Source organism: Myroides sp. LJL119 (assembly GCF_054871605.1).
The window spans coordinates 156,151-180,539 of record NZ_JBTXLO010000002.1; the positions used below are offsets into that span (position 1 = coordinate 156,151).

The following is a 24,389-nucleotide window of genomic DNA, read 5'->3' on the forward strand; positions in this document are numbered from 1 at the left end:
AAGGCAGGGTAGGATGAAAAAAAAATACAGTTTTTTTCGGTTTGTATAAGTTATAGTAAAAATCAAATAAAAGCTCAAAGTGTATAGCATATTCACAAGTTTGCTTATGCATTATGTGGTGTTTTAATTAAAGTAGTATTAAAAAACTTATAGAAATATCAATTTTGGATTTTTACAGATTTGCCAAAAACAGATAGAAAAGGTATATTCGCTCCAAATTATTTAAAAGATGGAAAACAAAATTAAATTGACTCTTGCCGATAAGTATATTTCCGATCCTGCTAAAAGGTTTATGGATAAATCTACTTCCGGTGGTATAGTTTTATTTATTGCAGCTGTGGTGGCTATTTTTTTAGCCAACTCGCCATGGGCTGAGCAATACATGAATTTCTGGGATAATAATTATATTGGATTTTCTTTTAATGACTTTACGTTAAATCACTCCTTTAAACATTGGGTAAACGATGGTTTAATGGCTATTTTCTTTTTTGTTGTTGGTTTAGAGCTAAAACGAGAATTATCAACCGGTGAGTTGTCTTCTCCTAAAAAAGCTATGTTACCTATTATTGCAGCAATTGGAGGGATGGTTGTTCCTGCGAGTATTTATTTGTTTTTTAATGGTGGTACCGATGCAGCTCATGGATGGGGAATTCCTATGGCTACAGACATCGCGTTTGCTTTAGGAGTACTTTACCTTTTAGGGGATCGAGTGCCAACATCTTTGAAGGTGTTTTTAACCGCTTTGGCCATTGCCGATGATTTAGGAGCAGTTATAGTGATTGCACTTTTTTATACCTCGGAGCTTTCTTTGTTGAATTTAGGTCTAGGTTTTGGGTTTTTCGCCTTATTATTGATTAGTAATTTAATTGGAATACGAAATACTATTTATTACGCTATTTTTGGAATCGGTGGTATTTGGTTTTTCTTCCTTCTCTCGGGTGTTCATGCAACTATAGCCGCTGTATTGGCTGCTTTTGCAATTCCTTCTACAATGCGCGTTCCAGGAGCATTCTTTAGTTCAAGAATTAGCAAATATCTAGATCGTTTTAAAGCAGGTAAGCCTAGTGATAATAGTCAGATTTTAACCGGGGATCAATTAGTAAGTGTTGAAAAAATACAAAAATTAGCCACAGAGGCATTACCTCCATCTATTCGTTTAGAACATGGAATGCATGGTTTTGTTGCCTTTTTTGTTATGCCTGTTTTCGCTTTGGCTAATGCTGCAATTCCGTTCTCCATGGGTGCAGAGGGGCAAGGAATCAGTGCCGTTACCCTTGGGGTAAGTTTTGGACTTGTACTAGGAAAAGTTATCGGTGTGGCTGGTATTACAGCTCTTATTGTTAAATTAAAGATAGCCCCTATGCCAGAGGGAGCAAATTATATTAAATTACTTGGTTTAGGACTATTGGCCTCTATTGGGTTTACCATGTCTTTATTTGTAACCGAGTTAGCCTTTGATATAAATGCACATCCTGAATTTCCAGGGCAAGCAAAAATAGGAATTTTAATGGCCTCTGGTATTGGAGGTATTTTAGGGTTTTTAATTTTGCGTTTTTCTGGTAAATCAAAATAAAAAAATTAGCGCCCTTAGGTGTTTATAAAATAACTATAAGGCCTTGAGATTCGTCTCAAGGCCTTTTTTTTAAGGAAATTACACCTTATAGAAAACAATGGAATTGCCTTTTTTTTTCTTGGTCCACGATAAAGTAGTATTATATTTGCAGCAAAATAAAATAAGGAAACACATATGATTACAGTTAATGATATTTCTGTGCAATTTGGTGGAACTACGCTTTTTAGCGGAGTTAACTTCTCTATTAATGAGAATGATAAAATCGCTCTAATGGGTAAAAATGGAGCAGGTAAATCTACGTTACTTAAAATAGTAGCAGGTGTTAATAAACCCTCCACAGGTTCTATTTCTGCACCTAAGGATGCTGTTATTGCTTACCTACCACAACATTTACTTACACAGGATGATTGTACTGTAATGCAAGAGGCTAGTAAAGCTTTTAGCGAGCTTTTTCAAATGAAAGAGCAGATCGATGCAATTAACCAAGAGTTGACTGTCCGCACGGATTATGAGAGTGATGCTTATATGAAGTTAATTGAGCAAGTTTCCGAATTAAGTGAGAAGTTTTATGCCGTTGAAGAGGTAAACTATCAAGCCGAGGTGGAGAAGGTTTTAAAAGGTCTTGGATTTGTTCGTGAAGATTTTCAGAGAAAGACCTCGGAGTTTTCAGGAGGTTGGCGCATGCGAATCGAATTGGCAAAAATATTATTGAAAAAGCCAGATTTGATTTTATTGGATGAACCTACCAACCATATGGATATTGAGAGTATAGAGTGGTTAGAGGACTTTTTAATCAATCAAGCAAAGGCCGTTATGGTGATTTCTCACGACCGTGCTTTTGTGGATAATATTACCAATCGTACCATAGAGGTAACTATGGGGAAAATTTATGATTACAAGGCTAAATATTCTGACTATTTAATTCTTCGTCAAGACCGTCGCGCTCATCAGCTTAAGGCATATGAAGAACAGCAAAAAATGATTGCCGAGACAACCGAGTTTATCGAGCGTTTTAAAGGAACTTATTCAAAAACACTACAAGTGCAATCCCGTGTGAAGATGTTGGAGAAGCTTGATATTATTCAAGTAGACGAGGTAGATAACTCTGCTTTGCGATTAAAATTTCCGCCTGCTCCACGTTCCGGACAGTATCCTGTGGTGGTAAAAGAGTTATGCAAATCTTATGATGAGCATGTTGTGTTTAAAGATGCCGATATTGTTATTGAGCGCGGTCAAAAAGTTGCTTTTGTTGGAAAAAATGGCCAAGGAAAATCCACAATGATCAAAGCCATTATGCAGGAGATTGATTTTCAAGGTAGTTTAGAGATTGGTCATAATATTCAAATCGGTTATTTTGCTCAAAATCAGGCTTCTTTATTGGATGAGAATTTAACTATTTTTGAAACAGTTGATCGTATTGCAGTTGGTGATATTCGAACACAAATAAAAAATATTCTAGGAGCTTTTATGTTCCAAGGAGATGATATTCAGAAGAAAGTAAAGGTTTTATCTGGGGGAGAAAAAACACGTTTAGCAATGGTTAAATTACTTTTAGAACCATATAATTTACTTATTTTGGATGAGCCTACCAATCATTTGGATATGAAAACCAAAGATATTATTAAAGAAGCCTTAAAGGAGTTTGAAGGAACTATTATCCTGGTTTCTCACGACCGTGACTTTTTGGATGGATTAGCCCAAAAAGTATTTGAATTTTCAAACAAGCGTGTTAAAGAGCATTTTGAAGATATTAAAGGCTTTTTGGCCACAAAAAAGATGGAGAGTTTAAAAGAGATTGAAAAATAGTTAAAAAAGGTTTTGTTTTATAATGGTTACTCACTTGGTATTCCAGAGTAATTTATTAGGTATAATTTATAATTTAGATTAAATGAATAAATGTACTAAGAAAAATAAAATATTTATTAGATAAACAGGGGGGCGTTTTGAATTGTGAGACAGCCCCCTTTTTTATTTTTTAAAATTTAGCTTGTAAATAGCAGTTTGCTTGTGGGTATTACCTGGGTTTAAAGAAAGTAAAAAACTTAAATTATTTTTATTTTGATCATATAGAGTAATTCCTTGAAAGTTTAATTCCTTGCTAATTACTTTTGTTTTTTTGACCTTAAGTTTATCCAAAGTAATTTCTCCAATTAAAGTACCTTTATTTTTTTGATCTAAAAAAGTATCCTCTTGATCTATAGGGGTTGCTATAAAATAGATGGAGTTCCCCACTAGGGTAGCATCGGTGAACCCACTGTCTTTCTTGTTTATTTTAGGTAATTTTATAGGTAGGTAGTATACATTGAAATGATCAATGATGTTTTGGGCATCTACCACAAAAATCCCGTTTTTATTTTCTGGACTAGTTCCACGGTTAAAAAAATACCATTTATTTTGGTTTTTTATTACACCTTGAATATTAAAGTCCTCTACAGATATATTGCCAATATCCATCATAGAGTCATATAATATATCAAGATACTCTATTTCTTGGACCTGGTAGTTCATCTTATTGACTCTAACCATATCCAAGGCAGATTGGTTTTTACCTGATCCAAAGATATAAAAGTCCATTTGATCGTAAGTAATAGCTTGAAAATCGGGTTTAATATCCTTGGGTATTTCAACAAGCCCATAATCTAGTTCACTAATTGGAGTTTGGCTCCATAGCTTATCTTGGGTATCATAACGATAGAAAAAAGTACTATTATCACTAATTACATGAATATGATCGTGCTGATAAACAATCCCTGAGGGAGATTGTAAATTCATTAGTAATAAAAAAAGTTCTAAGGTTATTTGCTTCATGGTTAATTTTCATCTAGTTAGTTCCACAAAAATAGAGTAAATTAACTAAGTAAAAACAGCAGTTATGAATTTTGAACAAAAATACAAGGTACAACCTGATTTTGATCTCTCTAGTTTACCAACTAGTGTTGATTTAGGAATCTCGGATAATAAATGCCAAAGGAAACTCGAGAAATTAACCCGGTCTTTAAGTAAGTTTCAAGACAATATGTATGCTCATAATAAATATAGTGTTTTAATTTGCATACAAGGTATGGATACAGCGGGTAAGGATAGTTTAATACGCGAGGTGTTTAGAAATTTTAATGCACGTGGGGTTGTGGTGCAAAGTTTTAAAAAACCCAACTCAGCGGAATTAGAGCACGATTATCTTTGGAGACATTATATTGCTTTGCCGGAACGCGGGAAATTTACAGTTTTTAATCGCAGTCATTATGAAAATGTGTTAATTGCCAGGGTGCACCCACAAGTGGTATTTAAAGAAAATATTCCTTTTATTGACTCCCAGAAGGACTTAACTCCTGAGTTTTGGAATTCACGCTATAGGGATATTATTAATTTCGAAAAGCATTTAAGTGCAAATGGTACTTTGGTTTTAAAGTTCTTTTTACATTTAAGTAAAGACCAACAGAAAAAACGAATTTTAAGAAGACTAGATAAACCAAAACATCAATGGAAGTTTTCCCCAGAGGATATCAACGAGCGCCAATATTGGGAATTATACCAAGAATATTATCAAATGGCTATTGAAAAAACACACACTAAACAGGCTCCTTGGTATGTGATTCCCTCGGATGATAAATTAATTTCTCGATATATATTTGCTGGAATATTAAAAGATATTTTCGATAAGATGCCCTATGTAAAACCACCTGAGCTGTCTAGTGATATTTTAAATAATTTACAAAAATACAAAACTAGTTTACTTTTAGAATAGGGCATTTTTAACCAAGATTTTTAAGAGTGTAAATCTAGATTGTAAAAATACCTTGGGTTTAATAACAAGGGTGTATATTTGCACAAAAAAAAATAAAATGAATCTATCGGTATACTTTAAAGAGTTTAGGTATAATATTCAATTGGCTTATCCAATTATACTGGCCATGCTTGGTCACACTATTGTTGGGGTGATTGACAATATAATGGTTGGGAAAATTGGAGCCACTGAATTAGCTGCTGCTTCTCTTGCTAATAGCTTTGTTTTTATAGCGATTTCTTTGGGAGTTGGATTCTCCACAGCAATTACGCCTTTGGTGGCTCATAGTGATGCCGAGAAGAATAATGAACAGGGTAGGAAAATCTTCATTAACGGACTTTTCCTTTGTAGTTTAATTGGAATCTTACTCTTTGGAGTTATTTACTTTGCAAAGCCTTTATTGGTGTATATGAAACAACCTGAACAGGTAATTGTTTTGGCTAAGCCTTTTTTGGATATTGTTGCCTTGTCTTTAATTCCCCTTGTCATTTATCAAGCCTATAAGCAATTTTCTGATGGAAAAAGTCGTACAAAGAACTCGATGTACGCCACCATTATAGCCAATGTAACGAATGTTTTTTTTAATTACGTACTTATTTACGGGGTGTGGTTTTTTCCGGAGATGGGTATGCTTGGAGCGGCTTACGGAACACTTATTTCCAGAATTGTAATGCTTGGGTTTATGCATTTCTCATTGCGCTCACAAAGTGATTTTAAGCCTTTTTTACGTGGAATTTCTTTTAAAGAAATTACAAAAGATATGAGTTTAACCATCGCAAAAATTGGTTTACCATCTGGTTTAATGAGTTTCTTTGAAGTGGCCTTATTTGTTGGGGCAGTTTGGTTATCAGGTATGATTGATATTGTGTCTCAAGCGGCCAATCAAATCGCCCTTAGTATGACCTCTATGACCTTTATGCTTGCAAGTGGTCTTGGTGTTGCGGCTATGATTCGAGTGGGTAACCAAAGGGGTTTAAAGGATTATGTGAAGTTACGTGTGGTTGCCACTAGTATTGTTTTAATGGGAGTGATAACTTATAGTTTTTTAGCGCTTGTTTTTGTAGCACTTCGAAATTATATCCCTATGTTATTTATGAACAATCACGATATAAATGAAGCTTTGGTAAACCAGCAAGTAATTCGAATTGGTGCTCAATTACTTTTAGTTGCAGCAATCTTTCAAATCAGTGATGCAATACAGGTAATTATTTTAGGTGCTTTAAGAGGTTTACAAGATGTAAATGTTCCAATGGTTCTTACCTTTATATCTTATTGGATTATAGGTTTCCCAGTATCGATTTATTTGGGTTTATATACAGATTTAAAAGCAGTAGGTATTTGGATTGGTCTTTTAGCGGGTTTAACCACCGCGGCCATTGTGTTATCCATACGCTTTCATATATTAACAAAACGATTAATTAAAAATAATTAAATAGACATATTATGCAGTTACCAAAATTCGTATTAGCTGACAATAGTGACAATCCAGAGGCTATCTATATTGTTCACTTAGAATTTCCTAGATTTATTATCGATTTAAATCAAGAGGATATGGAATTTCTAGAAACCATTGAAGAGTCTGAAGAGGCTGAGGTTCAAGCCGAGATAGAGAACTTAATTGCTTTAGCAGGAGAGTTCTATGAAAGAGAAATGGAACGTTATGTAGAGGATGAAGATTTAGAAGATTAATTTTTATCCAAAGATTTAAAATACATATCTAATATTTGCCAAGCAGCTGCAAAGGGTGAAATTTCACTTTTTTGCACTGCTTTTTTGTTGGTTTGAATGCTTTGTGTAATTCCAGGGCTACTTTTAAAATGATTTAAAAGTTGCTCGTGAATGGTTTCCATCATCCAATATTGGTTTTGTGAGTTTCGATTGTTTTGAAAATAACCATTTTGTTTTGTTATTTTTTCAAATTCTTGGATAAAGTTCCAGATCGGTTCAATGCCAATATGTTCAATCGCGCTACAGGTTCTAACCTTAGGTGCAACACCTGAGGCTTTAGCGGGAAATAAATGTAAGGCCCTGTTGTATTGTAATTTTGCGATACGGGCTTTGTCTATATTTTGGCCATCGGCTTTATTAATAACCACCATATCGGCCATTTCCATAATACCGCGTTTAATACCTTGTAATTCATCGCCTGCACCAGCTAGGTTTAATAATAAAAAGAAATCTACCATACTTTGTACGGCAGTTTCGCTTTGTCCAACTCCTACGGTTTCCACTAAGATAGTATCATAGCCTGCAGCCTCGCATAAAACAATACTCTCTCTGGTTTTTCTAGCCACACCACCAAGGCTATCCCCAGAGGCAGAAGGTCTTATATAGGCGTTAGGATCTTTTACAAGCTCTTCCATTCTAGTTTTATCTCCTAAAATACTACCTTTAGTAATGCTACTACTTGGATCAATGGCCAAGACTGCCACTTTTCTACCCAATGAGGTAAGCAGTGTTCCAAAAGCTTCAATAAAAGTACTTTTTCCAACCCCTGGAACCCCTGTAATACCAATTCGTATGGATTTATTGGCGTAGGGTAAACAGGCCTGAATAATCTCTTGAGCTTTTAATTGATGTTCGGTCTTTAGACTTTCTATAAGGGTAATGCCTTGACTTAAATAGACTTTGTTTTGTTGTACTATTCCTTGAATAATTTCTTGGGCGGATACTGCTTTTTTTCTACGATCTTGTAAAAGACGAATCGCCTTAGGATTTAGAATATTGGGCTGGGTGATTCCTTGATTTTCTTTTAAAGCTGATTTATTAGATTCAGGATCCTTTGAATTATTCACTTTTTTTTAGTTTTGGTTGGTATAAAGTAAAAGTAATAAAAATTGTAGCAGAGAAAAATTTTATCTTAAAAATTAAGTCTCTGCGGCTAATATCTAGTATATTTGCCTGAAAATTACCTATCTATTATGACCAATATGCAAGCTTTTACTCAAGGTTTAAAACAAAAGGTAAAAGATCAAACTACAGCGCAAAAGACAGTTTATCCCATTTTGCTATTAATAAGTGTAGGACATTTGTTTAATGATTTTATTCAAGCTATTGTTCCTGCAACTTATCCTTTACTAAAAGACAATTATAATTTAGATTTTGCACAAATAGGTATGATTACCTTTTGCTTTCAATTATCATCCTCTCTTTTACAGCCCTTAGTGGGTGCTTATACCGATAAAAATCCAAAGCCATACTCGCAAGTATACGGTATGGTATTCTCAACCCTTGGGGTTGTTTTATTAGCCTTTGCACCGAGTTATATTTGGATATTGGTAGCGGTAATGTTAATAGGAATAGGATCATCTATTTTTCATCCTGAATCCTCAAGAGTATCATTTGTAGCCTCAGGAGGTAAGCGTTCTTTGGCTCAGAGTATTTTTCAAATTGGTGGAAATACCGGTACAGCATTAGCTCCTTTATTGGTGGCTTGGGTTGTTTTACCCAAAGAGCAGGTATATTTATTGTGGTTTTTAGTGGTTGGTTTAGTAGCCCAATGCGTGTATTATTTTATAGGAACTTGGTATAAACAAGTTTTGCAGGTTGCCAAGGCCAAGCAGAAAAAGAAAATATTGATTCCTCAGTTAAGTAAATTGCGTATTAATAGCTCTATTGTAATTCTATTAGTGCTTATTTTCTCTAAATATTTCTATGTGGCAAGTATCTCGAGTTACTTTCAATTCTATGTAATGGATAAGTTTGGTATAACTTACGCACAGGCTCAAGTTTACCTTTTTTATTTCCTTTTGGCTACCGCTGCCGGAACTCTAATTGGGGGATTCTTTGGAGATAAAGTAGGAAGAAAGTATATTATTTGGTTTTCAGTTTTAGGTGTTGCTCCACTTACTTTATTACTTCCATATGTGGGACTTGTTTGGACTGCCATTTTAATTATCCTAATAGGTCTTATTATATCTTCTGCTTTTCCATCTATTTTGGTTTACGCCCAAGAACTTTTGCCTAAAAAAATTGGTATGGTTTCGGGATTGTTCTATGGGTTTGCTTTCGGAATGGGTGGAGTTGGTTCGGCCCTATTGGGTTGGTTAGCCGATAAAACTTCCATTGAGTATATCTATCACGTTTGTGCATTTTTACCTCTTTTAGGTATTGTTGCATGGTTTTTACCAAACATGAAAAAAGTAGAATTTATCGAACAGGATTAATCTATTTAAGCTTGAAATAGACAAAAACGAATTTCTAGTATAGAAAAGCCCCAAATACTCTTTTGGTTGTAAACTGGTGAGTATTTGGGGCTTTTTATATTGTTTTTGTAGGTTTTTATTTTTAAAGCAGCCTTCCTGTTAGTAAGGCAGCGGCAATACTAAAGTATATAATTAAACCAGAAACGTCGACTAAAGTAGCTACAAATGGGGCAGAGGCTGTTGCCGGATCTAGACCAAATTTCCTTAAGATAAAAGGAATTAAAGAACCCGATAAAGTACCCCAGAGTACAATAACCAACAAAGATATAGAAACGCTTAAGGCTACATAAAACCAATGTTCGCCATAATCGTAAATACCGGCTTGTTGCCAAATCATAATTCGTATAAAGCCTATAAAACCAAGTAATCCTCCAAGCATTACTCCAGAGGCAATTTCTTTTCGCATCACATACCACCAATCACTTAGTTTTAGCTCTCCAAGTGCCATGGCTCTAATGATTAAAGAGGCTGCTTGACTACCGGAGTTTCCTCCACTGGAAATAATCAAAGGAACAAACAAAGCAAGTACTACTGCTTTGGCTATTTCTCCATCAAAGTAACCCATAGCCGATGCGGTTAACATCTCTCCTAAGAATAGGATAATTAACCAACCGGCACGTTTTCTAACAAGTTCAAACAAAGGGGTATGGGTATAGGATAGATCTAATTCTTCCATCCCCCCGAATTTTTGAATATCTTCTGTGTCTCGCTCTTTGATTTTATCTAAAATATCATCAAAAGTTACAATCCCAACTAAAACTCCTTTTTCAGTTATAATAGGTAATGCACTTCTATCGTATTTTTCAAAGATATCAAAAGCATCTTCCATGGCTGTTGTAGTGGTAATGGAAACAAAGTTATGATCGATTAATTCAGAAATAAGCGTGTTTTCATCGGCTAAGAGTAACTGGCCTATTTTTAAGTCATCAATTAAGCGATTGTGACTATCCACTACATAGATATAATTTAAAGTCTCTGCTTTTTTACCATATACTTTGATATGTTCCAAGACTTGTTTAACGGTTCGATCCTGTTTTGTTTGAATATATAAAGGGGTCATTAACCTGGCAATACTGTCTTGTTTGTAGCCAATTAAATTAAGGGCTATTTGCTTTTCGGTATCATTTAAAAGGTTAATGGAATATTTAATTAATTCGTCTGGGAAGTTTTCAAATAATTCAGTACGGTCATCTGGTTCTAAATTATTCAATACCTCGGCGTAGTCCTCTTGGGTCATGCTACGAACAATCTCTTCTTGGATATTAATCTCCAAGAAAGAAAACACCTCGACCTTTAAAGCAGAAGGTAGCTTTAAAAACTCTAAATTTCTCTGTTTTTTCTTCATTCCAGAGAGTACCTCGGCAATATCAGCAGGGTGCATGTCTTTAAAATTCATAAAATGCAGTATTTATACAATTAATAAAATTAAATGTAATTCATAGTAAATGTAAGCTTTGTTGTGCAAAATTAAAAATTTATGTAAAAGATTAAATTTTTACTTCAAATCCTAATAGTATTCTAATGAAATTTTAAAAATGGAGTTCTTGGTTGTCAGTTAATTGGGTGTCTAAGGATTTTTTAGCCTTAGCTCCCATGTCTTTTAATTTCTGTACAGAGCCAATTAAATTTCCTTTACCCTGGCTAAGTTTATTAAACGCGTTATCGTATTCTATTTTAGCCTCATCTAATTTTTTACCAATCTTTGTTAAATCCTGTGTAAGCCCTACGAATTTGTCGTAAAGTAAGCCAGCTTGTCTGGCTATTTCAAAGGCGTTTTGAGTTTGTTTTTGTTGTTTCCACATACTTTCAATAGTGCGTAAGGTTGCCAAAAGGGTGGAAGGAGTAACAATAACAATGTTTTTTTCAAAGGCTTTATTATATAGGCTAGCATCTTGATTAATAGCAACAGAAAAAGCGGTTTCTATGGGAATAAATAACAGTACAAATTCAGGTGAACTACCTGGATAAATATCCTGATATCTTTTAGCCGATAATTGATCAATATGTCTTGTGATCGATACGATATGTTCCTGTAGTGCTTTATTTTGGCTCTGGGTTTCACTGTGGTTGATATACTGTTCATAGGCCAGTAAAGACACCTTGGAATCAATTACCATGTGGCGATTAGCCGGTAGGGATATAATAACATCAGGTTGCAGACGTTTTCCGTATTCATTGGTATGACTAACTTGGGTGTGATACTCTCTGTCTTTTTCTAATCCTGATTTCTCTAAAATACTCTCCAGAATCATTTCCCCCCAATTTCCTTGTATTTTATTGTCTCCTTTTAAGGCTTTTGTTAAGTTTTGAGTCTCTTGACTCATCTTGGTATTGGTTTGTTGTAAGCCAAAGATTTGTTGACGTAAAGCTGCGTGGTAATCAATACTTTCTTTATGGGTTTGTTCTACTTTTAACTCAAAATTCTTTATTTTTTCTTGTAAAGGGGTTAGTATATTTTCAATATTATCTTTATTTACCTTAGTGAAGTGTTCGCTTTTATCTTGGAGTATTTTATTGGCTAGAATTTCAAATTCCTTACTGAATTTCTCTTGTAAGTCTTGGCTTTGTATTTTTTGTTGATTTAGGTTTTGTTCTAAATTTTGCACTATTACTTTTAATTTTGCATTTTGTGCTATTAGGTCTTGGTTATCAATCCTTTGAATTTGCTCGCTTTCCAAAAGGGCTTTTTTATCGTTTTGTAAATCCATAATTTGTTGATTTAAATACGAAATATTTGCCTTGGCTTGTAAGAACTCTACCTGGGAGTTTGCTTGGTTTTTCTTAGCAGATTTATGGCCGATAAAAAAAGCTAGTATAATTAGAAAAAAGCTAATGGCCAATAACAATTCATAACTCATAATACAAAGGGTAATAAAGGTTTAATAAACGGTTCAAAAATAAGTAAAATACTTTAGAATAACTCCTTGTATGTTGCTAGGGTTTGTAGCAAAAAAAAAGAGGTTAGCTATAAAAACTAACCTCTTTTCTTATTTAAAATTTAAAGATATTTATTTACTTAAGTACATCTTTCTACGAGCGTAAATATCGTAGAATGTATCGTCTTTTAAGCTATCAATAAATAAAATACTTTCTCCTGTGGATTTCATCTCTGGGCCTAAAGCTTTATTTACATTTTTGAATTTGCTAAAAGAGAATACAGGTGTTTTTATAGCATATCCATTTAATTGTGGATTAAAAGTAAAATCTGTTACTTTATTGTGTCCAAGCATCACTTTTGTAGCATAATTCACATATGGCTCACCGTATGCCTTTGCAATGAAAGGAACCGTTCTAGATGCTCTTGGATTTGCTTCAATAATGTAAACTACATCATCTTTTATTGCAAACTGGATATTGATTAATCCAACTGTTTTTAATGCAACTGCAATCTTTTTGGTATGATCTTTAATTTGTTGTAAAACATATTCACCTAGGTTAAACGGAGGTAACATAGCGTGGCTGTCTCCTGAGTGAACTCCACAAGGCTCAATATGCTCCATTATACCAATAATGTGAACGTTTTCTCCATCACAAATAGCATCTGCTTCTGCTTCGATTGCACCATCTAGGTAGTGATCAAGAAGAAGTGTGTTACCTGGGATTGAGTTTAAAAGCTCAATTACGTGTTCTTCTAATTCTTTTTTGTTGATTACAATTTTCATTCCTTGTCCTCCAAGTACGTAAGATGGACGTACAAGTAGTGGGAAGTCTAATTCGTCTGCTAATTCTAAGGCTTTTTCAGCTGTTTTAGCCACACCGAATCTAGGGAATGGGATCTCTAACTCTTCTAATAAAGTTGAGAAACGTCCGCGATCCTCTGCAAGATCTAAAGCATCGTAGCTTGTTCCGATGATTTTAATGCCGTGACGTTCTAATTTTTCTGCAAGTTTTAAAGCAGTTTGTCCTCCTAATTGAACAATAACCCCTTCTGGTTTTTCGTGACGGATTATATCATAGATATGCTCCCAGAAAACTGGTTCAAAATATAATTTACTTGCTGTATCAAAATCAGTTGATACTGTTTCTGGGTTACAGTTAATCATAATGGTCTCATAACCACACTCCTCTGCAGCCATTACTCCATGTACACATGAGTAATCAAACTCGATCCCTTGTCCAATACGGTTAGGTCCAGAACCAAGAACGATTATTTTCTTTTTATCTGTAACTACACTTTCATTGGCTGTGTATACCGTACCGTCTGGTTTTTGAATCTCAGCCTCGAATGTAGAGTAGTAATATGGTGTTTTTGCAGGGAATTCCGCTGCACAAGTATCTACTAATTTAAAGATACGTTGGATGTTTAATTCTTCACGTTTTTGATGAACTTTACTCTCTAATGTGTTTAGCATATGAGCGATTTGTCTATCTGCAAAACCTTTTTGTTTAGCCTCTAATAGTAAATCTTTTGGTAAAGTATCAATAGTGTAGTTAGAAATTTCTTTTTCTAAGATAGCCAACTCTTCGTATTGTTTTAAAAACCACATATCTATTTTAGTGATCTCGTGAATTCTACTAAGAGGTATACCATGTTGAATAGCATCATAAATGGTAAATACTCTATCCCAACTAGCGTTAGTTAACTTATCGATAATTTGGTCATAATTGGTATAACCTTTACCATCAGCTCCTAATCCGTTACGTTTAATTTCTAAAGATTGTGTGGCTTTGTGTAATGCTTCTTGGAATGAGCGTCCAATTCCCATTACCTCACCCACTGATTTCATTTGTAAACCTAAAGTGCGATCTGCTCCTTCGAATTTATCAAAATCCCAACGCGGTATTTTTACAATTACATAATCTAATGTAGGCTCAAATAAAGCAGATGTAGATTTAGTAATTTGATTTTGTAGTTCATCCAGGGTGTATCCTAGGGCTAATTTTGTAGCCACTTTAGCAATTGGATATCCTGTAGCTTTAGATGCTAAAGCAGATGAACGTGATACACGTGGATTAATTTCAATGGCAACAATATCTTCTTTTTCATCTGGAGACACAGCAAATTGTACGTTACATCCTCCAGCAAAGTTACCAATGGCACGGATCATACGAATCGATAAATCACGCATTCTTTGGAATGTAGTATCCGATAAAGTCATAGCTGGAGCTACTGTAATACTATCTCCAGTATGTATTCCCATTGGATCCATATTCTCGATTGTACAAATAATAACTACGTTATCATTTTTGTCGCGAATTAACTCTAATTCATACTCTTTCCATCCCAATAAAGCCTTATCAATAAGTACCTCGTGGATTGGAGAGGCCTCTAAACCATAGGTTAATAGATCATCAAACTCCTCTGCGTTGTGCACAAAAGCAGCTCCAGTTCCACCCAAAGTGAAAGACGGACGGATAACTAAAGGAAAACCAAATTCTTGTGCAATTTCTTTACCCTGTAAAAAGGATGTAGCTGTTCTAGCAGGTGCCACAGGTACATCGATAGTGGAAAGTAATTGTTTGAATTGTTCACGGTCTTCTGTAACATTAATCGCGTTGATGTCTACTCCGATTAAGCGCACTCCAAAATCAGACCAGATTCCTTTCTCGTCACACTCTAAACATAGGTTTAAAGCAGTTTGTCCACCCATGGTAGGTAAAACAGCATCAATTTCTGGATGCGCAACAAGGATTTCAATGATTGATCTTGCAGTTAATGGTTTTAAGTAAATATGATCTGCCATGGAAGGATCAGTCATAATGGTAGCAGGGTTTGAGTTAATAAGTATAACTTTAATTCCCTCTTCTTTTAATGATCTAGCAGACTGTGAACCAGAATAATCAAATTCACAAGCTTGTCCAATAACTATCGGTCCTGAACCAATAATTAAAACCGTTTTGATAGAGTTGTCTTTAGGCATCTTTTTTCTTTGTGTTGTTTTATTAAATACTCCTTTTAGATTAAAAAAAGTAAGTTTAGTGCTGTGTGTGTGTGATTTTTTATGTTTTTTTCACTCAAATTTTGTGAATTGAGTATAAAAAAAGGCGTTACCCATAATAGTAACACCTTTATTTATGTTTTAAAAAAACATTATTTTTTATGTCTAGTTTCACAAGAAACAGATAATTTGTGTCTTCCTTTAGCTCTTCTTGCCGCTAATACTTTTCTACCGTTAGGTGTAGACATTCTGTCCATGAAACCGTGTTTGTTTCTTCTTTTTCTATTCGATGGTTGAAACGTTCTCTTGCTCATTGCTTTTATCTTTAAATCTTAAATTTTTACTTCTTCTATTCAGCTTTGAATGTCTCGCTTCAAAACCGAGTGCAAATATATAAAAGTCTTTTTCTCTTACAAAACCTTTTTCAAAAATATTTTTTATTTATTTACTTCTTATTAAAAGCTATATACATATATATGTTTATAACCAAGGATTTGTATTGTAAAATGGTGAGATTATATGTTTACGCAGGTAAAGATACAACAAATCGGTTAATAAACGATTTTTTTAACCATCAAGGCTCTTGTATAGTAAGCTTTGTAAAATTGGCTTGGTAGTTATTTTATCTTTAAAAAAGAGTTAGAGGGGGATAGTAAGTGATTTTTTTTAAAATCAATGATTCTTATTTACTTGTTTTAATAGGAAGCGATAAATTTGTTATTTAAATGCTTTACTTTGAAAATAAAGCTAGTGGTAGAGTAAAACCAGAGATTATTAATTTAAAGGTCAAAAAAATGCTAGATGAACTCAAAGAGAAACTTCAACTCACCGATAAACAGTGGCAGGATTATTCAAGTTGCTTTACTTGTGTAGAACTCCCGGCAAAGACTACTGTTTTAAAACAGGGCGAAATACCTAAGAAGATGTTTTTGATTCAAAAGGGGTGTATTCGCGTGTGGTTTGATATGCAGGGAAAGGAAATTACTTGTCAATTTTTTTTTGAAAATCAAGTGGTTGGTTCAATCGAGAGTTTTATTAAACAACAGCCTAGCCCCACGGATATTCAAACCATCGAACCTTGTGTTCTTTGGTGGGTACATAAGGATGATTTAGATAGAATCCTTTTTGAAATAAAACAAATACCACATCTTCGTGAAATGTTTATAAATAAAATATTTCAAAGGACTTTTGATTATATGAACTATTTCTTTTCTACCTTGAAGTATACTGCTCAACAAAGGTATGAGAATTTAGTGTTAGAAAGACCAGAGGTAGTTCAAAGGGTGGCTCAACATTATATTGCATCTTATTTGGGAATTTCCACCGTACATCTTAGTCGCATTAAAGCTAAGTTGGCTAAGGGAAAACGGGTATGAGTATTTAATAACAAATGTTATCGTTTACCAGTTTTGAATGTTATAGGTTTGAAAAAAAAACAATACAATGGAAGCAGCAGTAGTATATAACAAAGCAGAGTTACCTGTGTTTGTCAAAGATTTCAAAGACCCGGTAATACAAAATGAGCAGCAAGTATTAATTCAAGTAAAAGCGGCCGCATTAAAGAATTTAGATAAGATGCAGGCAAAAGGAGTACATTATTCAACACAAGACAAACCATGGACACCCAAGGTGGTGGGCACTGATGGTGTGGGTGTTTTACAAGACGGCACACGGGTTTATGGGCTTAGTAAAACTGGTATGATGGCTCAAAAAGCCCTTGTGCAGAAAAATAGTATTGTGAAGATTCCCGATAACCTTGACAATGTAACAGCTGCAGCTCTTGGCAATGCAGTAATGGGATCTGCTTTAGCTTTGCGTTTTAAGGGTAAATTAAAAAAGGGACAAGTTGTCTTAATTAATGGAGCAACTGGTGTAACTGGAAAACTAGCGGTGCAAATAGCAAAATATTATGGAGCCTCTAGGGTAATTGTAACCGGTAGAAACAAGCAAGTATTACAGGAATTATTATCCATGGGAGCCAGTGATGTGATTAATCTACAAACCAGTGATGAAAGTTTTGTGCAACAATTAAAACAGCTTCATAAAAAACACCCCATTGATGTGGTTATAGATTACTTGTGGGGAAGCAGTGCACAATTGATTTTATCTGCCTTAAAGTCAGATCTAGAATTTTCCCACCCCATTGAATATGTGACTCTAGGTGGAATGATTAGCGATACAATTACTTTATCCTCTTCTGTGTTAAGATCAAGTGATATCCGAATATCTGGTTGTGGTATGGGTAGTTGGAGTAGGCAAGAAGTAGAATTGCTTTTTAGTGAAATTCTGCCCGAGATTTTTGAATTAGCGAGTCTAGGAAAACTCATTATACACACCCAAACAGCAGATTTAAAAGATATTCAAACTGCTTGGCAACAAAGCACACAACCAGGTAAGCGTTTAGTGATTTTAATATAAGAATCTTTTTTACACAAGATAACTGGTTGATTATTAAGCTGATTGTTAACTTGTTTTTAGCTAGATGTTTTATGTAGTAAAACAGGTTATTTACTTAACGGAAGTTTTTTGTTTATGTATCTAATCTTAGAGTTATAGTGATTGCCCCATTAGATTATTTTTCAATAAACTAGTGGGTCGGCTTTTTAAAAAACAACTCTAAGGTACTAAAACTCTTTTTGACTAGCTTTAATTACTAGAAATTCAATTTAAGAATAAATCAAGCCAGGTAAGAGTTTTGACAAAAAGAGCTTTAAAAGTAACTGTTATATAGATAATAGTTGTATATTGCCCCTTGATAAAAAATCCTTATTTACTAAGGTCAAACATAGGTTACATTAAATTGTATCAAAAGGGAATCGTGTGAAAATCACGAACTGTCGCGCAACTGTAAAGTAACATGCGATTTTATACCTACATAACCACTGGGATGATTACCTGGGAAGGATGGTATAAAAGTTACAAGTCAGGAAACCTGCCTAAGAGTTTTGGATATTGCTTTCGCGATTTGAAGCTAAATGTCATTGTTTTAGAAAATACATCTTATCTTGTATATGAGTCTATTTAAGGCTTATTAATGTAGTGATGTATTTCATCTACCTTGGTATACCAGCTCCCTTATCCATCAAAGTAAGTTTTCCAAATTTTTCAGGATTTAAAAATGTTTGTAATTATTTAGTTACAAAGTACTAGTTGAGGCTATAAGTTATAGTTTCTCTGTCAATAATAAATCTTGTAAGGATCTTACATTTTTTAGTTTTTTGGTTAAGGGACAGATTTTATAAAATCTGTCCCTTTTATTTGATGTCCCCAGCCATATTGGTTAACTCAAAAAAGTAGAGTCACCAACATTGTTTGAGAGATTAAGGGGAGTAATTGCCTTTAAAAGATCTCAATTCTTAGATAGGGTGTTAAGTAAGTTACAGAAAAGCTTTTAGGTCTAAACAAGTAGAAATTAAATAAACGTAATAACACCTACTTGGTGATCCAACAAATCTCTAAAGATCATCTCTTTAGAGATTTGTTGGATTATATAATTCTAATTTTTAGTTAAAGCGTAATATATTACATATATCCATCCTAAGAAAAAATGTATAATTGCCCATAAAATAGAGTGATTTCGTTGCCAAGATAGATATACAGCTAAAATAGAACCGATAGTAATTCCTCCTCCATATAATTCAATAGAAGGACCCCCTGCAAAACATGTACTACTAGTGAGTAAGACAGGAATAGCCAGTAGAAATTGATGTTTTTTCATAATATTTGTTTTTTTATAGCTAATATAGCTAGTATGTTTGTTAAAAATACGAAAAAAAAGGCTATTTGTAAGGGTGTGTTTTTGTTTTTTTTAGAAAAAATAATGGGTTGTCTGTGGCTCTAGCCATAGAGTTATCTCACAAGATTTTTTATGCTAATAAAATAAATTAGCACCTGTTTGACAAACAGACTATTTTTCTTGGGTTAAGACATAAAAAAAAGCGACTATCGCCGCTTTAATATTTTAATGATTGTGTAAAAATGCCTGTCTATCTAATAGTGTTTGATCATCCTCTACGTGATTATCATCGGGAACACAACAATCCACCGGACATACTGCCGCACATTGTGGTTCATCATGAAATCCTTTACACTCTGTACATTTAGAAGGTACAATATAATAGAATTCATCAGAGATTGGTTCTTGAGCTGCATCTGCATTGACTTGTGTACCATCAGGTAGAACTACTGTTCCACTTAATGATGTTCCGTCTTTATACCTCCAATCATCTGCACCTTCATATATAGCTGTATTGGGACATTCAGGTTCGCAAGCTCCACAATTAATGCATTCGTCTGTTATTATGATTGCCATAGCTTATATTTTTATATATTTATGTATTAACTTTGCTACAAATTTACACCCAAAACAATTCACAAACAAGTCAATATGGATTTAGATGTTAAAAAAAATGCTTTTGCAAAATTAGGACAGTTTTTAAGTCAATTTACTAATCAAGAGCCTGTTATAAGCCATTGTAATGCAAAAGAGCAAGAACTTTACAATGAATTCTTAAATTTAATTGAAACAGCGGTTCACTATAATGGCTGGTTTACTAAAAAACAAGTGCTTATTTCAGTAGAGTCTTGGGCTAAAGCTTTACAAAAGGAAAATCTTGATTTATGGGTAAGTAAGTACGACTTTAAAAATAATGAAATTAAGAAAGTAGGTCTTATTTTAGCCGGTAATATACCCTTGGTTGGTTTTCACGACTTTATATGCGTATTATTATCGGGAAACAAAGCAGTTGTTAAGTTGTCTTCCAATGATCAAAGATTGCTTCCTTTTATGGCTAAATATCTAATTTATTGCCAACCAGAATTTGCCTCTCGAATTGAATTTGTGGAGCATAAGTTAAATGATTTTCAGGCCGTAATTGCAACCGGTAGTGATAACACGGCTAGGTATTTTGAATATTACTTTTCTAAAGTTCCACATATTATACGAAAAAATAGAAACTCTGTTGCGGTGTTAAATCAAAAAGAGACCCCTGAACAAATGATAGAGTTAGGTAAAGATATTTTTACTTATTTTGGTTTAGGTTGTCGAAATGTATCGAAGATTTTTATTCCTAGAGATTATAATTTTGATCATTTTTTCAATGGTATGTATCCCTATAAGGATGTGATTGATTATGATCGATATGCTAATAATTATGATTATAATAAAGCTGTGTTTTTAATGAGTGAATTTAAGATCTTAGATAATGGTTTTTTAACCATTAAACAAGACCCAACGTATAGTTCACCGATTTCTTCTGTTTTTTATGAATACTATGATAATTTAGATCAACTAAAACAAAAGTTAGAAACCCAGGCAGATCAAATTCAATGTATTGTCAGTAATGATTTAATTCCCCAGAGTATTGGTTTTGGACAAACCCAAAGTCCCTCACTTTGGGATTATGCCGATAATGTAGATACGTTGGAATTTTTGTTGAATCTTTAATATAAAACTACCATGGAGAAGGTCCATAATTTTTGCGCCGGTCCTTGTTTGCTAGACCAAAGTGTTTATCAAAAAAGTGCCCAGGCTATTTTAGATTACCAGCAAACAGGCATTTCTATTTTATCTATGTCTCACCGTAGTGTTGAATTTCAAGAAATTCTTGCAAAAGCCAAAAGTTTAGCCTTGGAATTACTTGGTTTGAGTATAGAACATTATGATGTACTTTTTTTACAAGGCGGTGCTAGTATGGAATTCTTGCGAGTACCTTGTAACTTATTGCAAAACAAGGCAGCTTATTTAAACACAGGAATCTGGTCCGGTAAGGCCATACAACAAGCCAAAGAGTATGGCCAGGTAGATGTGCTTTACCATGGAGAAGACTCCAATTACAGTCATATAACCAGTGATTTACATTTTCAAGGTTCTTATGATTATCTGCATTACACCTCTAATAATACCATATACGGTACTCAGTTTAAACAAATTCCTACCACAGTGGATATTCCAGTGGTTTGTGATATGAGTTCGGATATTTACTCTAGGGAACTGGATTTTAATCAAATTGATTTAATTTATGCTGGTGCTCAAAAGAACATCGGTCCAGCAGGGGTTAGTCTAGTTATAATTAAAAAGAACTTATTGGGTAAGACTACAAGGCGTATTGCTGCTATGTTAGATTATCAAAAACATATTGAACAGGGAAGTTTATACCATACGGCCAATGTATTTGGAATTTATACCTGTATGTTGAATTTTCAGTGGTTAAAACAAAAGGGGGGAGTGGCAGCCATAGAAAAAGTAAACAATCAAAAAGCAGCTCTTTTGTATGAGCAATTAGATAAAATGGATTTCGTTAGGGGATTTGCCCAGAAAGATTCTCGATCCAAGATGAATGTAACTTGGGAGTTTATAGATCCTAAACACAATGCTATTTTTGATCAAATAGCACAACAAGCCAATATTGTAAATATTAAAGGGCATCGCTTAATTGGAGGTTATCGCGCCTCTTTATACAATGCTGTTAGTCTTCAGAGTGTAGAAGTATTAATTCAAGCTCTGCAACAAATCAGCAGTAGAGTTTAAAATAGAAAGACCTAAAAACAAAGTAATGAAAGTATTAATAAACCATAGTGCATCACCTAAGGTGGTTGAAAACTTGCAGCAAGCAGGATTGGAAGTTTTACAAGTTCGCGTTGCAATTCAGCAATTAGTCTCTTATACTAAAAACAATCAGATCGATATCTTAGTGGTTGGTAAAGCTACTGGTTTTACAAAACAAGTAATCGATGAATTAAGCCACCTAAAGGCTATTGTATTTGCCAGTAGTTTTGTGGAATTGGAGATTATTGATTATATAAAAACCACTACAATTCAGGTAATTTGGCCAGAAACCTCGTTAAGTAATGCCACAGCAGAATTGGTGTTTGCTCATTTGCTTTGTGCATGTCGTTTTTTGCAAGAGTCTAATCGAAACATGCCTTTAGAGGGAGATACGAGTTTTAAATTTTTACAGGAATCCTACCAAAACGGAATTGAGTTGGCTGGAAAAACGCTAGGTATTATAGGAATGAACCTAGCCGGTGAGTTGGTGGCCCAAAAAGCTTTAGCCTTGGGAATGCATGTTTTATATCACGATACAATTATTAAGGATTTAAACAAAACATTTACCTTGGCAAATGGCATGGAGTTTAAAGTGAATTTAAAGTCATCGGACAAACAAACGGTTTTACAACAAAGTCATTTTCTAAGTGTTCATACCAGGTTTTTTGAACGTTATGTGATCGATCAACAAGATTTACAACAGGCTAAAAATTTACTTGGTTTAATTAATTGTGCTTATCCTCAGGCGGTAAATGAGGTAGATTTAGTGGAGACTATAAATCAAGAGCAGATTCTGTTTGCCGCACTAGATCGTTTTGAAGAAGAACCCACCCCAGCCATTCAAGTATTAATGCAACCGGGATTTTCTTTATCCCCTTATATTAATGGTTCTACGCAAACAAGCCAAGTTAACTTATGGGAGGAAATAGTAGAAAAAATGCTTGAATTGTTAGATAAATAGTTAGTTTTACAAAAAAAATAAAACTATGTTACAGCAAATTACACAGCTAATTCAAAAGGTAGCCTTGAAGGATTTACAAGCCAGCCAGATAGCCTCTGATTTACAACCTAAGGCCGTTGAACTAACAGCAAAAAGTGTTTTACAAGGTCTTACAGAAAATGCTACATCAGCCTCTAAATTGGGTGATTTAACCTCTTTGTTACAAGGTTCGGGACAAAACATTAACAACAATCCAATTGTGGGATCTATAATCAAGGAATTAGTGGGATCTTTAAGTGGTAAATTAGGAATCCCGGATTCCATGGCTAATGGGTTTGCAAGTTTGGTTGTACCAAATATAATTGGAGCAATTAGCCAAAATATGAATGCTTCGGATAAAAGCTTTTCTTTAAGTGATCTTCTAACCGGTTTGGCACTTGATGGTGATTCCAAAACTGGTATATCAGACTTTTTAAAAGCTGATAATTCAAAAGCAACCTCGTTAGTAACTGGCGCTTTAAAAGGCTTTTTTAAATAAGAAGTAAAAAAATATAGATTTCTATCTAAAAAAATAATCTTACCCCAATTAAGTTGTCTACTTATTTGGGGTATTTTTTAGTTATCCCAAATAAGTTCTTACTCTTTTTTAGGTTTTAAGTGCCACGATCCAAATGGTGTGTAAATCCCGTAATTTAGGTGATTTTTATACTAGTAATTTATTGCTAGGGATTTTTAAACAAGCAATACAACTGGTGTGGTTTTTTGTTATGGTTTGTATCTTGGAAAAGGTTTTGCAAGGTATTTTACAAACTTATAAACAACAACTAGGGTAACATTATAGATTATAAGATGGGATTTTATCCACTTAAGTGGGTGACTAGCCAATATAATACTAGTATATTTGCGATCTAGTTTTTTTAAAAATATTTGAAATATGGATCCTATTATCTGGCATACTAAGAGTTTTCAAGAGTTAACCAATTCCGAATTATACGATATCTTAAAGCTTCGAAGTGAAGTTTTTGTGGTAGAACAAAACTGTGTTTATCTTGATATTGATAATAAAGATAAGGCTTGTTTACACGTATTTGCTACTTGTTTAAATCAAGTTGTTGCAACCTCGCGTATTGTTCCTTGTAATCTAAGTTATCCACAAGTGTCCATTGGAAGGGTTGCGGTGCATAAAGATTTTAGAGCCTTAAAATTAGGTAGAGAGTTAATGCAATACAGTATGGATCAGGTACAAAGTAACTTTGGGCCATGTGATATTCAAATCGGTGCCCAGGTATATTTAGATAAGTTTTACAAAAGCTTTGGCTTTCAATGCGTATCTGAGCCTTATGATGAGGATGGTATTTTACATGTGGATATGTTATTTGAAGTAAATAGCAAGAATTAGATTTAAGAAAAGATAATGGTGAATTTTTATTTTTCCACGGATGTATTTACAGTAAAGAAAGT

General features: G+C 34.0%; 21 protein-coding genes and 1 riboswitch. Of the genes, 13 read left to right on the forward strand and 8 right to left on the reverse strand.

Going from position 1 to position 24,389, the window contains the following annotated elements:
• Positions 1–229: 229 nt before the first annotated feature.
• A complete protein-coding gene (gene nhaA / locus ACYSNV_RS03710) occupies positions 230–1,573 on the forward strand; it encodes a Na+/H+ antiporter NhaA (RefSeq protein WP_461761217.1) in 1,344 nt (447 codons plus the stop codon).
• Positions 1,574–1,747: 174 nt separating this feature from the next.
• On the forward strand, positions 1,748–3,379 hold the full coding sequence (locus ACYSNV_RS03715) for an ABC-F family ATP-binding cassette domain-containing protein (protein WP_461761218.1): 1,632 nt from the start codon (positions 1,748–1,750) through the stop codon (positions 3,377–3,379).
• Positions 3,380–3,541: 162 nt separating this feature from the next.
• Here the strand turns inward: ACYSNV_RS03715 and ACYSNV_RS03720 are convergent, their stop codons facing one another.
• Entirely contained in the window at positions 3,542–4,381 is an 840-nt protein-coding gene (locus ACYSNV_RS03720; RefSeq protein WP_461761219.1) for a DUF6929 family protein, read from the reverse strand.
• 64 nt (positions 4,382–4,445) lie between these two features.
• Here ACYSNV_RS03720 and ACYSNV_RS03725 point away from each other — a divergent pair, with 64 nt between their 5' ends.
• The 3 genes from ACYSNV_RS03725 to ACYSNV_RS03735 all read left to right on the forward strand — a co-directional run bounded on the left by ACYSNV_RS03725 (position 4,446) and on the right by ACYSNV_RS03735 (position 7,046).
• Complete coding sequence (locus ACYSNV_RS03725; RefSeq protein ID WP_461761220.1) at positions 4,446–5,318, forward strand: PPK2 family polyphosphate kinase; 873 nt, start codon at positions 4,446–4,448, stop codon at positions 5,316–5,318.
• A gap of 97 nt (positions 5,319–5,415) precedes the next feature.
• Positions 5,416–6,789 (forward strand): MATE family efflux transporter, encoded by a 1,374-nt coding sequence (locus tag ACYSNV_RS03730; RefSeq protein ID WP_461761221.1) that lies wholly within the window; start codon positions 5,416–5,418, stop codon positions 6,787–6,789.
• A gap of 11 nt (positions 6,790–6,800) precedes the next feature.
• Positions 6,801–7,046 (forward strand): hypothetical protein, encoded by a 246-nt coding sequence (locus ACYSNV_RS03735; protein ID WP_461761222.1) that lies wholly within the window; start codon positions 6,801–6,803, stop codon positions 7,044–7,046.
• Here ACYSNV_RS03735 and meaB read toward each other — a convergent pair.
• The gene (gene meaB / locus ACYSNV_RS03740) at positions 7,043–8,152 is read right to left on the reverse strand and encodes a methylmalonyl Co-A mutase-associated GTPase MeaB (RefSeq protein WP_461761223.1); all 1,110 of its coding nucleotides are present in this window, start codon (positions 8,150–8,152) and stop codon (positions 7,043–7,045) included. The two genes, ACYSNV_RS03735 and meaB, sit on opposite strands and share 4 nt — an antisense overlap.
• A gap of 126 nt (positions 8,153–8,278) precedes the next feature.
• Between meaB and ACYSNV_RS03745 the strand changes: the two genes are divergently transcribed.
• Positions 8,279–9,523, forward strand: a complete 1,245-nt coding sequence (locus tag ACYSNV_RS03745; protein WP_461761224.1) for an MFS transporter — start codon at positions 8,279–8,281, stop codon at positions 9,521–9,523.
• A 121-nt stretch (positions 9,524–9,644) separates the two neighbouring features.
• Here the strand turns inward: ACYSNV_RS03745 and mgtE are convergent, their stop codons facing one another.
• The 4 genes from mgtE to rpmH form a co-directional block, all read right to left on the reverse strand.
• Positions 9,645–10,958 carry a magnesium transporter gene (gene mgtE, locus ACYSNV_RS03750; protein ID WP_461761225.1) on the reverse strand — a complete coding sequence of 438 codons (1,314 nt, stop codon included), beginning with the start codon at positions 10,956–10,958 and terminating at the stop codon, positions 9,645–9,647.
• A 133-nt stretch (positions 10,959–11,091) separates the two neighbouring features.
• Positions 11,092–12,420: a DNA recombination protein RmuC gene (locus ACYSNV_RS03755; protein WP_461761226.1), complete on the reverse strand. Its 1,329-nt coding sequence runs from the start codon at positions 12,418–12,420 to the stop codon at positions 11,092–11,094.
• Positions 12,421–12,570: 150 nt separating this feature from the next.
• Positions 12,571–15,423, reverse strand: coding sequence for a carbamoyl-phosphate synthase large subunit (gene carB, locus ACYSNV_RS03760; protein WP_461761227.1), 2,853 nt, complete (start codon positions 15,421–15,423; stop codon positions 12,571–12,573).
• 170 nt (positions 15,424–15,593) lie between these two features.
• On the reverse strand, positions 15,594–15,755 hold the full coding sequence (gene rpmH, locus ACYSNV_RS03765) for a 50S ribosomal protein L34 (RefSeq protein WP_461761228.1): 162 nt from the start codon (positions 15,753–15,755) through the stop codon (positions 15,594–15,596).
• A 411-nt stretch (positions 15,756–16,166) separates the two neighbouring features.
• Here rpmH and ACYSNV_RS03770 point away from each other — a divergent pair, with 411 nt between their 5' ends.
• Both ACYSNV_RS03770 and ACYSNV_RS03775 read left to right on the forward strand, forming a co-directional pair.
• Complete coding sequence (locus ACYSNV_RS03770) at positions 16,167–16,817, forward strand: Crp/Fnr family transcriptional regulator (RefSeq protein WP_461761229.1); 651 nt, start codon at positions 16,167–16,169, stop codon at positions 16,815–16,817.
• Between the two features lie 67 nt (positions 16,818–16,884).
• On the forward strand, positions 16,885–17,859 hold the full coding sequence (locus ACYSNV_RS03775; protein WP_461761230.1) for a quinone oxidoreductase family protein: 975 nt from the start codon (positions 16,885–16,887) through the stop codon (positions 17,857–17,859).
• Between the two features lie 352 nt (positions 17,860–18,211).
• Positions 18,212–18,395: riboswitch (cobalamin riboswitch) on the forward strand.
• Positions 18,396–18,937: 542 nt separating this feature from the next.
• On the opposite strand, the gene ACYSNV_RS03780 is transcribed toward ACYSNV_RS03775, so the two are convergent.
• Positions 18,938–19,159, reverse strand: a complete 222-nt coding sequence (locus tag ACYSNV_RS03780; protein ID WP_461761231.1) for a hypothetical protein — start codon at positions 19,157–19,159, stop codon at positions 18,938–18,940.
• Positions 19,160–19,402: 243 nt separating this feature from the next.
• Positions 19,403–19,753, reverse strand: a complete 351-nt coding sequence (locus ACYSNV_RS03785; protein ID WP_461761232.1) for a 4Fe-4S dicluster domain-containing protein — start codon at positions 19,751–19,753, stop codon at positions 19,403–19,405.
• A gap of 75 nt (positions 19,754–19,828) precedes the next feature.
• Between ACYSNV_RS03785 and ACYSNV_RS03790 the strand changes: the two genes are divergently transcribed.
• The 5 genes from ACYSNV_RS03790 to ACYSNV_RS03810 all read left to right on the forward strand — a co-directional run bounded on the left by ACYSNV_RS03790 (position 19,829) and on the right by ACYSNV_RS03810 (position 24,327).
• On the forward strand, positions 19,829–20,887 hold the full coding sequence (locus ACYSNV_RS03790) for an acyl-CoA reductase (protein WP_461761233.1): 1,059 nt from the start codon (positions 19,829–19,831) through the stop codon (positions 20,885–20,887).
• Positions 20,888–20,899: 12 nt separating this feature from the next.
• Positions 20,900–21,970 (forward strand): 3-phosphoserine/phosphohydroxythreonine transaminase, encoded by a 1,071-nt coding sequence (gene serC / locus ACYSNV_RS03795; protein WP_461761234.1) that lies wholly within the window; start codon positions 20,900–20,902, stop codon positions 21,968–21,970.
• A 25-nt stretch (positions 21,971–21,995) separates the two neighbouring features.
• Positions 21,996–22,949, forward strand: coding sequence for an NAD(P)-dependent oxidoreductase (locus ACYSNV_RS03800; protein WP_461761235.1), 954 nt, complete (start codon positions 21,996–21,998; stop codon positions 22,947–22,949).
• Positions 22,950–22,974: 25 nt separating this feature from the next.
• Complete coding sequence (locus tag ACYSNV_RS03805) at positions 22,975–23,466, forward strand: hypothetical protein (protein WP_461761236.1); 492 nt, start codon at positions 22,975–22,977, stop codon at positions 23,464–23,466.
• Between the two features lie 396 nt (positions 23,467–23,862).
• Positions 23,863–24,327: a GNAT family N-acetyltransferase gene (locus ACYSNV_RS03810; RefSeq protein ID WP_461761237.1), complete on the forward strand. Its 465-nt coding sequence runs from the start codon at positions 23,863–23,865 to the stop codon at positions 24,325–24,327.
• The last annotated feature ends 62 nt before the right edge of the window (positions 24,328–24,389 follow it).